Origin of the sequence: Pseudoalteromonas marina, assembly GCF_000238335.3 — a bacterium.
Classification (GTDB): Bacteria; Pseudomonadota; Gammaproteobacteria; order Enterobacterales; family Alteromonadaceae; genus Pseudoalteromonas; species Pseudoalteromonas marina.
On record NZ_AHCB03000005.1, the window covers coordinates 54,815 to 68,377 of the forward strand.

Below are 13,563 nucleotides of genomic sequence, written 5' to 3' on the forward strand. Positions count from 1 at the left end.
CCAAAGGTGTTTGAAATGAGTTTTTTAGAAAATTTAACGATTAAGAGGCGATTGCAACTTAATGCTTTGGTAGTTGGTTTAGCAATGGTTATTCTATTATGTGTAACTATTTTTGAGGGAAAGGAAAATCTTAAATTAAATCAGACTATACAACTAGCGAAAGAGCTGAATATTCAGCAATTAGAGTTAAGAAAGCATGAAAAAAACTTTTTGTTTTACAAAACAGAGAGCTCTTTAGAGTCGTTCGAAAAAGAGTATGCAGTCCTGGATACAAAGTTAGCTGAATTACAGGCTTTAATGGCTAGTTTAAATATAGATACTCAGAAAGCAATTCAGCTAAAAAGCTTAGTTGCTAAATATAATAGCGATTTTAATAACGTAGTCTCTCTTCAAAGAAAAATAGGCTTAAATCCAAAAGACGCTCTTTATGGTGACCTAAGAAGTGCTGTGCATAAAGTAGAAACATTACTTAACGAGCAGCAAAGCGATGAGTTGCTCGTGCTTATGTTGCAATTAAGACGTGCTGAAAAAGATTTTATGCTGCGTTTAGATACCAAGTATCTTCCCCGTTTTGACGACACAATTACTAAGCTTGAACAAAGCCTTTCTCGTTCAACGATAGACTCAAACACCAAATCACAACTCAATAGCTTAATTGCTACTTATCAAAGCTCTTTTCAGGCGTTGGTAAAAGCCCAAGTTGAATTAGGGGTAAACTTAGAGTCAGGAGCTCTTGGTAAAATGCGAGAAAGCGTGTCAAAAAGTGACACTGTTGTTAGCCAAATTGTTGAGGAAACAGTAACTCATGTCAAAAACAGCGTAAGTGAGGCACAGTTTTTGGCAATTACTATTTTCGTTATTGCAGGCGTTATTGTTTTAGTATTGGTTTATTTTACTAGCCATTCTATTATTGTGCCTATTGAACGCGTTTATCACAGTATAAATGACATTAGGCGCAATAACGACTTAAGCGTAATGATAGAGCAAACAGGTAAAGATGAAATCACTATCATGACGACTGACTTTAACAGTTTAATAGGTGACTTTAAAAACCTGATTCATGAGGTAAATGGCGCACTAAATACTCTCAATGTAGCAACAGATCATTTATCTGAGAGCACAGCAGCCACAAGCTCAGGTATGCAAGAGCAATTACACGAAGCTGACATGGTTGCTACCGCAGCAACAGAAATGCAAGCGACTATTCAGGATATTTCACACAATACTGAAGCGGCGGCTAAAAAAGCGGAGTCTACAAACTTGAGTGCTCAACAAGGCCGTAGCGAAGTTGAATCAACCGTTAACCATATCAGAGAATTGTCTGGATCTTTAGGCAGTGCATCTGATGTAGTGTCTCAATTAGAAAAAGACGGTGAAACGATTGGCTCGGTGCTTGATGTTATTCGTGGTATTGCTGAACAAACTAACTTACTTGCGCTTAATGCTGCAATTGAAGCTGCTCGTGCTGGCGAGCAAGGTCGCGGCTTTGCGGTGGTTGCTGATGAAGTGCGCTCATTAGCCCAGCGTACGCAAGAGTCTACTAGTGAAATAGAAGGGATTATTAATACCCTGCAGCAACGTACTCAGGAAGTTGTAAGCATTATGCACCAATGTCGCTCACAAGGTGATGAAAGTGCATCCCAGGCAATTAAAGCGGGCGAGTTGTTGGGTGCTATTACTGAAGATGTACAAACCATTATGGAGATGAGTACACAAATTGCCGTTGCTATTGATGAGCAAAGCCAAGTTGCATCAGAGGTTAATAAAAACGTGGTACGTATTAGAGATATAGCACAAGATGCATCAGAGCATGCATCGCGTAACGCGCAAACTAGTGAAGAGGTATCTGAGCAAGGTCGCGTACTATATGCTGCGATAGATAAATTTAAAGTCTAAATTTATTAAAGAGCCAATAAAGTTTAAGGAATAAACTTTATTGGCACACTGTCTTTGTTTTTTGTGTTTTCGCTCACACGTTCTAAATATTCATTCCACAACGTAGTCTGCTGTTCTTGCAGCTTAGCAAAATAGTTCCAGCTAAATAATCCGCTATTATGGCCATCGTCAAAATCTAGGCGCAATGCGTAATGCCCAACCGGGACTATTTTTTTTATCCCGACTGATTGCTTGTTTAAAACCAGCTTCATAGGGCCAGAGCCATGGCCTTGTACTTCTGCTGATGGAGAGTGAACACGTAAAAATTCACAACTAAATACGGCTTTACTATCATCGTCAAAGTAAACATCTAAATTTTTGCTCACGCTATGATAATGCACTTTTGTTACGTGTTTCATGTTTTGTATCCCATTAAAAAGCCCCCAATATGGAGGCTTTTAGTATAACTACTTATAGTACCAATTAAAGAATAAAGCGGCTTAAATCTTCATCTTCAACTAGTGCACCTAAATGTTTTTCAACGTAAGCCGCATCAATAACTACTGACGACCCAGCTTGCTCAGACGCATCGTATGAAATTTCTTCCATTAGCTTTTCCATCACGGTATGAAGACGACGAGCACCAATATTTTCGGTTTTCTCGTTAACTTGCCATGCAGCTTTTGCAATACGCTCAATAGCGTCATCACTGTACTGAACATCAACTTGCTCTGTTTTAAGTAGCTCGCGCTGTTGCTCTGTGAGTGAAGCATGAGGCTCTGTAAGTATACGTTTGAAGTCGTTTGCAGTAAGAGCTTCAAGCTCAACGCGAATAGGTAAGCGACCTTGTAGTTCAGGGATCATGTCTGATGGTTTAGCCATTTGGAATGCACCAGAGGCAATAAATAGCATGTGGTCAGTTTTAACCATACCGTGCTTAGTATTTACTGTTGAACCTTCAATAAGCGGAAGTAAATCGCGTTGTACACCTTCTCGACTAACATCTGGACCCGATGAATCTCCGCGCTTACAAATTTTGTCTATTTCATCGATAAACACAATACCATTTTGCTCTACAGCAAATATAGCCTGCTCTTTTAGCTCTTCTGGGTTTACTAATTTGCCCGCTTCTTCTTCGGTTAGTAACTTAAAGGCTTCCTTAATTTTGAGCTTGCGCTTAGTGCGCTTATCGCCACCCATGTTTTGAAACATGCCCTGTAGCTGGTTGGTCATTTCTTCCATACCAGGAGGCGCCATAATTTCTACGTTTGGTTGTACTTGTGCTAAATCGATTTCAATTTCTTTATCGTCTAGTTGACCTTCGCGAAGCTTTTTACGGAATGTTTGGCGTGTTGATGAGTTTTCATCACGCTGAGTTTCACCGTATTGATCTTTAACAGGTGGTAAAAGTGCATCTAAAATACGATCTTCGGCCGCTTCTTCTGCGCGGTGTTTAAACTTTTTAGTTTGTTGTTCACGTGTCATTTTAATAGACACTTCAACTAAGTCGCGAATGATGGTTTCAACTTCCTTACCAACATAACCCACTTCGGTGAACTTGGTTGCTTCTACTTTAATAAAAGGGGCATTAGCAAGTTTGGCTAAGCGGCGCGCAATTTCCGTTTTACCAACACCTGTAGGACCAATCATTAAAATATTTTTTGGCGTTACTTCTGCACGTAAATCATCGTTTAATTGCATACGGCGCCAGCGATTACGAAGTGCAATAGCAACGGCTTTTTTTGCGTTAGCTTGGCCAATAATATGTTGATCTAACTCGTGAACAATTTCTCTTGGGGTCATAGCAGACATAGCGGTTCCTATTATAATTCTTCAATAGTTTGGAAGTTGTTAGTAAATACGCAGATATCACCTGCAATAGTTAGGCTTTTTTCTACTATTTCACGAGCGCTTAAATCGGTGTTTTCTAATAACGCGGTTGCGGCCGATTGGGCAAAGTTACCACCACTACCAATGGCAATTAAGTCATTTTCTGGCTGAACGACGTCGCCGTTACCGGTGATAATTAAAGAGGCAGTTTCATCGGCTACAGCTAAAAGGGCTTCTAACTTTCTGAGTGCACGGTCACTACGCCAATCTTTCGCCATTTCAACAGCAGCTTTGGTGAGATTACCTTGATGCATTTCTAGTTTGCTTTCAAAACGTTCGAACAGGGTGAAGGCATCAGCAGTACCGCCGGCAAAACCTGCGATTACTTTGCCATTATAAAGGCGTCGAACTTTACGGGCGTTACCCTTCATTACGGTATTACCCAATGAAACTTGGCCGTCGCCACCAATTACAACTTTGTTGTCGCGGCGTACACTTACAATAGTGGTCATGTTATTCCTCATCATCGAGTTGCAGGGGCAACTCGTTAAAAACGATTATGATGAGGTTATATGGGTGAATGGTTTATTTTCAAGTCCAGCCCCAAATTCCGCAGCCGACGACTTTGACACGCTTGAGTTTATTTTTATCACTTTCTGCTTGGCGCTTCGTTTTATAAGGCCCTAAACGTACTTTATACCAAATACCCGTTTCGCCTTTGGTTTCTCTTATTTCAGATATAAGACCAGCAAAGGCTATTTTAGCTTTTAACGATTCAGCCTGTTCATGAGTCCTGAACGAGCCGCATTGCATAACATAAGGACCTTTTTGTTCAATTTCTTTTACTTCTACTTGCACTTCATGGTTTCTGATCTCTTTTATAAATTCAGGCGCACGAGGAACGACCACTTCTATTTTTTCTTTTTCGGCTGGGTTAGTTTGTTTTTCAACAAGCTCGGGGTCGGCATTATTTTTAATAAACCATAATCCATAGGCAAAACCGCCCACAAGCAAAGCTGCAACAATTACCAAAAGATAAGGGAATGGCTTTTTAGCAGGTTCTTTTTTGGTGTTTTTTCTATTTTTTGGTTTTTTATTAATGTAATCGTGCTGTGCCATAGCGTTATTTTGGCCTTAACCTAAATCATATCTATAGGGTCTACATCTAAACTCCAGCGAACTTTTTGTGCAAGTTTACTGGTGCTTAAATAATCAACCATTTGCGCAAGATACTGATGTAATATGCGGCGATCTTGCGCTTGAATGTGCAATTGAAACCGATACATACCCGCAATTCTTTCTAATGGGGCAGGGATCGGACCGAGCAATTGTATACCAGATACCCCGTTAACTGGAACCAAATCTGTCAAAAAGTCGACGACTAGTTTAATACTTAGCCCTTGTGCTCTAACTATGGCCATATTAGTAATAGGCGGTAAGTCGGCGTCATCACGCTCGCTTAACGCAAAGCGTGCAAAATCTTGGTAACCATTATTGACCAAATCTTGTAAAAGAGGATGTTCGGGAAAATGTGTTTGTAATAACACCTGGCCAGGCTCTCCTGAGCGACCAGCACGTCCTGCTACTTGAGTCACTAACTGCGCTAAATGTTCCGTTGCTCTGAAGTCGCAGGAATATAGGCCGCTGTCTACGTCTAAAATTATGACAAGGCTTACATCAGCAAAGTGATGGCCTTTTGCAAGCATTTGCGTACCTACTAATATGCGCGCTCCACCTAAATTAATTTCGTCTAGGGCTTTTTCTAAACTGCCTTTACGACGAGTTGAATCGCGATCAATACGGGTTACCGGCGTATCAGGAAACTCGTTTGTTAAAAATTCTTCTATTTGTTCAGTCCCTTTACCATTAGGGAATATTTGCGTGCTCCCGCAATCAGGGCATTGATGAGGTACTTGATGTTGGTCGCCACAATGGTGGCAAATCATTTGACCAATCGCTTTATGGAACGTGGCACTAGTACTGCAACGGTTACATTCACTTAACCAACCACATTCATGGCAAATAAGTGTAGGTGAAAAACCACGACGATTTAAAAACACCATAACCTGTTTACCTCGATTCAAATGTTGGCGCATAGTAGCAAGGCTTGCGTGAGCAATACCCGCCTGATCGGGCTGGCCTTTCATGTCGAGTAATTTAAATTGGTTATCGGTTGAGGTTTGAGCGCGCTCAGTCAGGCTTAATAGTTGGTACTTATTATTAATGGCTTTATGCAAGGTTTCGAGCGCTGGAGTTGCACTGCCGAGTATAAGTGGAATTTTATGCTGGAATGCCCGATAAGCTGCTAAATCTCGAGCATGGTAACGAAGAGTATCTTGTTGTTTAAATGATGAGTCATGTTCCTCGTCAACTACAATCATACCGAGCTTTAAAAAGGGTAAAAAAATACTTGATCGCGTACCTATTACAATAGCGCAACTCCCTTTTTCGCAAAAGCGCCATGTTTGTAGGCGTTCGTTATCGGTAAGTGCAGAATGCCATAACATGATGGGTGTATCTGGAAAGCGGCGACGAAAACGGTTAACCGTTTGAGGGGTAAGTCCTATCTCGGGTACAAGTACTAAGGCTTGTTCACCTCGCTTTAATACTTCTTCAAGACATTGAAGATAGACTTCGGTTTTACCACTACCAGTAACCCCTTCTAATAAAAACGTGTTAAAGCCTTTACTTTGATTAATTGCAGTGCAAGCTACGGCTTGCTCTTTATTCAGTGTAGGCTTACTACCCACTGTTGGTGCAGTACTTTGCCACTGATTATCATGTTCTATGGTTTGTGTAACAAGCGCTTTTGCAATAAGGCTATCGATAGTTTTTTTACTAAAGCCGAGTGCTTTAAGCTCGGTTAATGATGATTTACCTGACTGTGCAAGTTGCTTTAATAAGTTAAGTTGAGTTTTTGCTTTGAGTGACGGAAGTTTTGATCCTTTTTCTGTCAGCATAACCATATTGATACTGGTTTTATCCGGTGACTCACCTTGGCGCAGCGCACTTGGTAGCGCTATGTGAATTGTTTCGCCGAGTGGGTAGCAGTAATAGCGAGATGTAAAACTCAAAAGTGCAATGTGCTCAGATGATAAAATAGGCGCGTCATCAATGACTTCGATGATGGATTTTATTTTGTTTTCGGGGACGTCGGTCTTGCTTTTAATAGCTAAAACAACGGCGACTTTTTTTTGGTTACCAAAAGGCACCAACACACGCATACCCGGTTTAAGTGGTGATGCCATGCCATCGAGTTGCTTATCTACTTTATAATCAAAGGTGCGCGGTAAGGGGACTTTTATAGCGACTTCAGCAAAACACATAGCAACTCAACTCATAAAATTAATGATGTAATGTACTAAAAATAACGTTAAAAACCTACTAGCAAATATTGCTTGCTTAAGTGTCTGCCTACTTTTTTAGCAAAACAGTTAATAATAGCTTGTGTGTTTGATGGTAGTTGGATAAAATCCGCGACCAACAAATTTGTTTTAACGACGTATGGTGCCAGACTTCGGGTTTGGAGAGCGATGCGGCCTTAACTAGAGGTTTCTATGAAAGAAGGTATTCACCCTAAGTACGAAGTAATTTCTGCAACTTGTTCATGCGGCAATAAATTCGAAACAAGCTCTACTCTATGTAAAGACATTCACCTTGACGTATGTTCAGCGTGTCACCCTTTTTACACTGGTAAGCAAAAAGTTTTAGACACTGGCGGACGTGTTGATCGTTTCAACAAGCGTTTCGGTGCACTTGGTAGCAAGAAGTAATTTTTGCTGTCTCGTTAAATTAAGCACCTTAGGGTGCTTTTTTTATGCTTTTAATTTAGTTATACCAATTTAATAGTAATAACGTTTCGATTTAAAAAATTAAGTGTTACACGAACGGCGTCAATATTTTTTAATATAGGACAACTAAATAACAAATTATTTAGCTTATTGCTCGATTTTCATATTTCCCTGCTATGCATAACTATTTCCTGTTCTTATTCTGAATATGCATAAACCTTTACAGACAAACCGCAAATTATTCTCTATATTTTTAATTAGTTCATTTTTTAACTAAGTGGTTAAATGCAGCTAACGTGAAGTTATATGTTTTTAAAGTATGTGAATAAGCCTATTTTTGCTTATTTTTATAGGACTTTATTAAGATATTTTATAAAAAATAATGAAAGAACAATTGTGCCTTTAGAATCCGTTATTGGATGAATTTTTATTTATAAAGTGTCGATATAATTTACAAAAGTTATTGAAAAACCTCTTAAAATTAATCGAACTAGCATATAACAGGATAGACCTGATATTGCTTGGAATTTAAAAATAATAAGGGTATCGTAGCCTAAACTTCACCTCTCACTTTTACTTTAATTGCAGGATACAATCGCGTTATGTCAGACTTTCGTGAACAAGCACTACACTATCATTCGCACCCCGTTCCAGGAAAAATTAGCATTGAACTAACAAAGCCTGCTGAAACGGTAAAAGATCTCGCATTAGCATATAGCCCAGGAGTTGCAGAACCCGTACGTGAAATCGCTGCAGACCCTGCAAACGCTTATAAATACACAGGCAAAGGGAATATGGTTGCGGTTATCACTAATGGTACTGCAATTTTAGGCTTAGGTAATTTAGGCCCACTTGCTTCAAAACCTGTAATGGAAGGTAAGGCGTTACTGTTTAAGCGATTTGCTGGCCTTGATTCTATTGATATCGAAGTGAAACACCGCACTACTGAAGACTTTATTAATACAGTTGCTAATATTGCCGACACGTTTGGCGGAATTAACCTTGAAGATATTAAGGCGCCAGAGTGTTTTGAAATAGAAAAAGCATTGATTGAGCGTTGCAGTATTCCGATATTTCATGATGATCAGCACGGTACAGCCATTGTAACTGCTGCGGGTATGTTGAACGCGCTTGAGGTGCAAGGCAAGTCTATCGAAAATGCGACTATTGTGTGTTTGGGTGCTGGTGCTGCTGCGGTTGCTTGTATGGAGCTGTTAATTAAGTGTGGTGCTTTGCGCGAGCACATTTATATGCTTGACCGTAAAGGTGTTATTCATACTCGTCGTGATGACTTAAATGAATACAAAAAACTTTTTGCTAACAATACAGACAAGCGCACGTTGCAAGATGTTATTGAAGATGCAGATGTATTTGTTGGTGTATCGGGGCCTAATCTATTAGCTGCCGATGATTTAAAATTAATGGCAGAAAAACCAGTTGTGTTTGCTTGTTCAAACCCAGATCCAGAAATTGATCCTGCACTGGCTCATTCTGCTCGAAACGATCTAATTATGGCAACGGGTCGATCAGATTACCCTAACCAAGTTAATAATGTACTGTGTTTTCCGTTTATATTCCGCGGTGCTCTTGATGTACGCGCCAGTGCAATAAATGATGAAATGAAAATTGCAGCTGTAGAAGCGATTAGAAGTATTGCCAAAGAGCCTGTACCTGCTGAAGTACTGACAGCTGCGGGTGTTGATAAGCTGGAGTTTGGTAATAAGTATATTATTCCAAAACCAATGGATCCTCGTTTATTACCGCGTATTGCAAAAGCGGTTGCAATAGCTGCTGTAGAGTCAGGTGTTGCACAAATTGATTTACCAGAAAACTATATGGAATAACGACTAAGTTGTAATTTAGACACAAAAAAAACCTCAATTAATTGAGGTTTTTTTGTGTCTAAATTACGTTTAGTCTTCGTTTAAAACAGGCACTTCTAGCCCCATTTCTTGCATTATTTTTTTCACTTCTTCAGGCACTTTTTCGGCGTTGTCTTTGCGTAAGTCGTCGTCGTTAGGCAAAGGTTGACCGGTAAATGCATGTAAAAATGCTTCACAAAGTAATTCACTATTTGTTGCATGACGTAAGTTATTAATTTGACGACGCGTGCGTTCGTCCGTTAATACCTTTAATACATTTAGTGGGATTGAAACGGTAATTTTTTTTACTTGTTCTGATTTTTTCCCGTGTTCTGCGTATGGGTGAATATACTCACCATTCCATTTAGCCATAAGATGTATCGTCGCCTCAGATTAATAATTGCTCATATGCACTACAATGCATATGAATATGCGTGAAATTCTATCGATTTAAAAAAGATAGTCAAATACTAGTTGTTTAGCCATCTGGAGCTTTAAATGTTTTGACATCTTTAATAAGATAAATTACTCTTTTAGACGTCTAAACATCCAAATTAAATAGGTGACGAATATGAGCGAAAAAAATAAAGCAACCATTGCAGTAAGAAGTGGTGTTGAAGCAGACAAGCATCATGGCGCAGTTGTCGCACCTATTTACTTATCAACCACCTATTCGTTTGCCGACTTTGATACAAAGCGTCAATACGATTACGGGCGAAGTGGTAACCCCAATCGTGATATTTTAGCCGAAACCTTGGCTGAGCTTGAAGGTGGCGCACGCGGTATTATTACTGCCACGGGTATGTCTGCCGTTCATTTGGCTACGCAAATCCTGAATCATGACGATACGTTAGTGATCCCACATGATTGTTACGGCGGAAGCTATCGTTTATTTACTTCACTGCAAAAGCGCGGTTTGCTCAAGCTAGAAGTTTTAGATTTAACACAAGCACAAAGTTTAGATAAAATTTTAGCAATTAAGCCTAAGCTAATTTGGATAGAAACACCAAGTAACCCATTACTACGCTTAACTGATATTAAAGCAATAACCGATGTTGCTAAGCAGTGCGGTGCTTTAGTCGCTGCCGACAACACATTTTTATCACCAGCATTACAAAACCCTATTAAATTTGGTGTTGATATAGTTGTACATTCCACCACCAAGTACATCAATGGTCATTCAGATGTAGTGGGCGGTGCGGTGATTGCTGCTTCACAAGAGCTGGGCGATGAACTGGCATGGTGGGCAAACAATATAGGTATTACAGGTGCGCCATTTGATAGTTATTTAACATTGCGCGGGTTGCGAACACTAAATGTGCGTTTAAAGCAGCATCAAGAAAACGCATTAGCGATTGCTAAATATTTAGAAAAATCGGAATTTGTTCGCCAAGTTTATTACCCTGGTCTTGAATCACACCCTCAGCATGAATTAGTCAAAGCGCAGCAACTAGGCTTTGGTGGCATGGTGAGTTTTGATATTAAAGGCGACATAAACGATGCTGCGGCGTTTTTAACCAGCTTACGTGACTTTAGCTTGGCAGAGTCTTTGGGCGGAGTAGAGAGCTTAATATGCCATCCTGCAACTATGACCCATGCTGGCATGGAGCCTAAAGCACGTCTTGAGGCGGGAGTGGGCGATACACTTATTCGAGTTTCAGTAGGTATAGAAGATATAAACGACTTATTAGCTGATTTAGAGCGCGTGTTTCAGCTTGTAAAGCCAGGCAGTAAAGCAAATTTAAACAAAGGAGCTGGCGGTGACATTAAATTAAGTGCCGCTCATCCAGCGCTTTGGTGAACAATATGACACAAACAGTACATAAATTTGGTGGTTCAAGCCTTAGTTCGGCTCAACGGTATGAGCGGGTTGCGAGTATTATTTTAGATCATACTCAGCCGGGCGATTGTGTTGTTGTATCTGCGGCGGGAAAAACAACCGATACTTTGGTGAAGTTATGGCAAAGCTATCAGCAACAAGATACGCATGTCGTTGCTGATATATTGCTGCAATTAAATAATCATCAAACTGATTTAATCACACAGTTACTTCATGCAGATCTTAAACGAACTGCTTTAAGGCTTTTGCATAGTGAACTAACAGCGATTAGTGAATTGATAAAAAACCAAGGCTTGAAAGAGGCTCCCTTGCTTGCTCATGGTGAGGTCTGGTCTGCACGCTTATTGGCGCTTTACCTTACGAAATTAAATATTAATGCTTGTGACCTTGATGCTCGAACACTTTTTACATTAAATAATGGGCAATTGTTACATACCCAAAATGCGCAGCAATGTGCGAAGTTTATAACCCCAGGCTGCATCAATGTTGTTACAGGCTTTATTGCATCAAATACGTTGGGTGATACGGTTACACTTGGCCGCAATGGGAGTGACTATAGTGCAACCTTACTCGCTAATTACTGCCATGCTAAGCAGGTGTGTATTTGGACCGATACACAAGGTGTATACAGCACAGACCCTCGCAAAGTTAGTAAAGCGGTTAAATACAATAAAGTGTGTAGAGGTCAAGCTAACCTATTAGCGCGATTAGGCAATCCTGTTTTACACGCTAAAACGCTTTCTCCTTTAAGAAACAGCGATATAAAACTATCTGTTCGTAGTAGTTTTGATGTGCAAGCAACGCCTACAGATATAGTTAAAGAAGGAAATGTAAAACAAAAGCGTTTTATTACCACGTTAAACAACATCGATTTATTAACAGTTGAAAAGCTGGCCGAAGGCGAAGTCGCAGATGTTAGCCAGCTTATTCAACACAGCATTCATCACTTTAGTCAAAATGGTGAAACTTATTTAGTTGTACCCTCTGCTTCAACATATAAAGTTGTTAGTTTTTTCGAGGGTAGAGCAAGCATTAGCGAATCGAGCTTAAATGGCTGTGCGGTTGTTGCGCCTGTTAATGATATTTCAAAATTGAATGTATTGGCTATTGATACGTTAAATGCTCATGCCATCGAGCCGCGCTTTATTCACCAAGACAGTGGATACATTTTACTATTAACGGATCAGGTTATAGATAGCGATATACTGAGCGTTTTACACGATAAGCTTATTAATAAAGGCCAAGAAGTCGCTTTAATAATCGCGGGCCTTGGAAATGTGGGAGAGGTATTTATAGAGCAGCTGTCAGCTCAATTCGAGCGTTTCTCTGATGACTTTACAATTAAATTGGTTGGGTTAATACGCTCTGAAACGTTACTTTTTAATCCCAGTGGTATAAACATTGCTGATTGGAAAACGCATTTTCTCTCAGAAAGCAAAGCTTATAATAACCAAACATTACTAAACATAATTAGTGAACTTGATTATGAGCATAAAGTGGTCGTTGATATTACCGCAAGCGAGGCATTTAGCCAGTTATACCCGGAGTTTGTTGCATTAGATTGCCACTTGATCAGTGCTAATAAATACGCTGGAACTGCAGACACAGCATGGTATAAAGCTTTGCGTACGAGTATTAGTGAGCGAAATTTGCATTGGCGCTACAACACAAGCGTAGGTGCAGGCTTACCTGTTAACTTTGCATTGGCAGATTTGCAAAACAGTGGTGACAAAATCACTCGTATTGAAGGTGTTTTTTCAGGCACGTTATCGTGGTTATGCAGTAAGTTTGACGGAACAATACCATTTTCTGATCTGGTGCTTGAAGCACAAAAGATGGGGTTCACAGAGCCCGATCCGCGTGAAGATTTATCAGGACGTGATATGCAGCGTAAACTGCTTATACTTGCCAGAGAGCTTGGTTTAGAACTCGACCTTGATGATATAAGCTTATCAGCACTCATGCCCGAAACGCTTGCTATAGGAAGTTGGGACGACTTTTTAGCTAATGAATCCACCCTCAATGACTTTATTGACGCTCATGCTGCAAATGCCAAAGCACAAAGTTCCGTACTTCGTTACACGGGTTTACTTGAAATTACGGAAAACAAAGTAACCGCTCAAGTAGGTATTACTTATACTCCTATTGGTGATGCGTTAGCTAATTTAACACCTGGCGATAATATTTTTGTCATTAATAGTAAGTGGTATAGCGCTAACGCTCTTGTGATTCAAGGGCCAGGTGCGGGTAAGGAAGTAACAGCGGCGGGTATTCATTCTGACTTATATTGGCTGGTACAAAATATAAAATAAAGGTTACAAGGGCCTTGTATCAATCCGCAATAATACCTAATCATTTTGCGGGG

General features: G+C 40.0%; 11 protein-coding genes. 5 read left to right on the forward strand and 6 right to left on the reverse strand.

From position 1 onward, the window contains the following. The first annotated feature begins 15 nt into the window (after window positions 1-15). Entirely contained in the window at window positions 16-1,896 is a 1,881-nt protein-coding gene (locus PMAN_RS00320; RefSeq protein WP_010557977.1) for a methyl-accepting chemotaxis protein, read from the forward strand. A gap of 23 nt (window positions 1,897-1,919) precedes the next feature. Here the strand turns inward: PMAN_RS00320 and PMAN_RS00325 are convergent, their stop codons facing one another. From PMAN_RS00325 to priA, 5 genes are all read right to left on the reverse strand, one after another. Further along, the gene (locus PMAN_RS00325) at window positions 1,920-2,294 is read right to left on the reverse strand and encodes a gamma-butyrobetaine hydroxylase family protein (RefSeq protein ID WP_010557976.1); all 375 of its coding nucleotides are present in this window, start codon (window positions 2,292-2,294) and stop codon (window positions 1,920-1,922) included. Between the two features lie 64 nt (window positions 2,295-2,358). Continuing rightward, on the reverse strand, window positions 2,359-3,687 hold the full coding sequence (gene hslU / locus PMAN_RS00330) for an HslU--HslV peptidase ATPase subunit (RefSeq protein WP_006793088.1): 1,329 nt from the start codon (window positions 3,685-3,687) through the stop codon (window positions 2,359-2,361). Between the two features lie 11 nt (window positions 3,688-3,698). Next, window positions 3,699-4,217: an ATP-dependent protease subunit HslV gene (gene hslV, locus PMAN_RS00335; protein ID WP_006793089.1), complete on the reverse strand. Its 519-nt coding sequence runs from the start codon at window positions 4,215-4,217 to the stop codon at window positions 3,699-3,701. Between the two features lie 79 nt (window positions 4,218-4,296). Beyond that, window positions 4,297-4,824, reverse strand: coding sequence for an SPOR domain-containing protein (locus PMAN_RS00340; RefSeq protein ID WP_006793090.1), 528 nt, complete (start codon window positions 4,822-4,824; stop codon window positions 4,297-4,299). Window positions 4,825-4,844: 20 nt separating this feature from the next. Beyond that, window positions 4,845-7,031: a primosomal protein N' gene (priA, locus tag PMAN_RS00345; protein ID WP_010557975.1), complete on the reverse strand. Its 2,187-nt coding sequence runs from the start codon at window positions 7,029-7,031 to the stop codon at window positions 4,845-4,847. 231 nt (window positions 7,032-7,262) lie between these two features. Between priA and rpmE the strand changes: the two genes are divergently transcribed. Both rpmE and PMAN_RS00355 read left to right on the forward strand, forming a co-directional pair. Then, a complete protein-coding gene (gene rpmE, locus PMAN_RS00350) occupies window positions 7,263-7,478 on the forward strand; it encodes a 50S ribosomal protein L31 (RefSeq protein ID WP_006793092.1) in 216 nt (71 codons plus the stop codon). 620 nt (window positions 7,479-8,098) lie between these two features. Beyond that, on the forward strand, window positions 8,099-9,340 hold the full coding sequence (locus PMAN_RS00355; RefSeq protein ID WP_010557974.1) for a malic enzyme-like NAD(P)-binding protein: 1,242 nt from the start codon (window positions 8,099-8,101) through the stop codon (window positions 9,338-9,340). Window positions 9,341-9,409: 69 nt separating this feature from the next. On the opposite strand, the gene metJ is transcribed toward PMAN_RS00355, so the two are convergent. Next, window positions 9,410-9,730: a met regulon transcriptional regulator MetJ gene (metJ, locus tag PMAN_RS00360; protein WP_006793094.1), complete on the reverse strand. Its 321-nt coding sequence runs from the start codon at window positions 9,728-9,730 to the stop codon at window positions 9,410-9,412. A 199-nt stretch (window positions 9,731-9,929) separates the two neighbouring features. Here metJ and metB point away from each other — a divergent pair, with 199 nt between their 5' ends. Further along, window positions 9,930-11,159, forward strand: coding sequence for a cystathionine gamma-synthase (gene metB, locus PMAN_RS00365; protein ID WP_010557973.1), 1,230 nt, complete (start codon window positions 9,930-9,932; stop codon window positions 11,157-11,159). 5 nt (window positions 11,160-11,164) lie between these two features. Continuing rightward, the gene (gene metL, locus PMAN_RS00370; RefSeq protein ID WP_010557972.1) at window positions 11,165-13,510 is read left to right on the forward strand and encodes a bifunctional aspartate kinase/homoserine dehydrogenase II; all 2,346 of its coding nucleotides are present in this window, start codon (window positions 11,165-11,167) and stop codon (window positions 13,508-13,510) included. The last annotated feature ends 53 nt before the right edge of the window (window positions 13,511-13,563 follow it).

Bases quoted from the DNA above. Each gene is read 5' to 3' on its own strand.
- PMAN_RS00320 (WP_010557977.1), top strand. From the start codon at position 16: ATGAGTTTTTTAGAAAATTTAACGATTAAGAGGCGATTGCAACTTAAT.
- PMAN_RS00325 (WP_010557976.1), bottom strand. From the start codon at position 2,294: ATGAAACACGTAACAAAAGTGCATTATCATAGCGTGAGCAAAAATTTA.
- hslU (WP_006793088.1), bottom strand. From the start codon at position 3,687: ATGTCTGCTATGACCCCAAGAGAAATTGTTCACGAGTTAGATCAACAT.
- hslV (WP_006793089.1), bottom strand. From the start codon at position 4,217: ATGACCACTATTGTAAGTGTACGCCGCGACAACAAAGTTGTAATTGGT.
- PMAN_RS00340 (WP_006793090.1), bottom strand. From the start codon at position 4,824: ATGGCACAGCACGATTACATTAATAAAAAACCAAAAAATAGAAAAAAC.
- priA (WP_010557975.1), bottom strand. From the start codon at position 7,031: ATGTGTTTTGCTGAAGTCGCTATAAAAGTCCCCTTACCGCGCACCTTT.
- rpmE (WP_006793092.1), top strand. From the start codon at position 7,263: ATGAAAGAAGGTATTCACCCTAAGTACGAAGTAATTTCTGCAACTTGT.
- PMAN_RS00355 (WP_010557974.1), top strand. From the start codon at position 8,099: ATGTCAGACTTTCGTGAACAAGCACTACACTATCATTCGCACCCCGTT.
- metJ (WP_006793094.1), bottom strand. From the start codon at position 9,730: ATGGCTAAATGGAATGGTGAGTATATTCACCCATACGCAGAACACGGG.
- metB (WP_010557973.1), top strand. From the start codon at position 9,930: ATGAGCGAAAAAAATAAAGCAACCATTGCAGTAAGAAGTGGTGTTGAA.
- metL (WP_010557972.1), top strand. From the start codon at position 11,165: ATGACACAAACAGTACATAAATTTGGTGGTTCAAGCCTTAGTTCGGCT.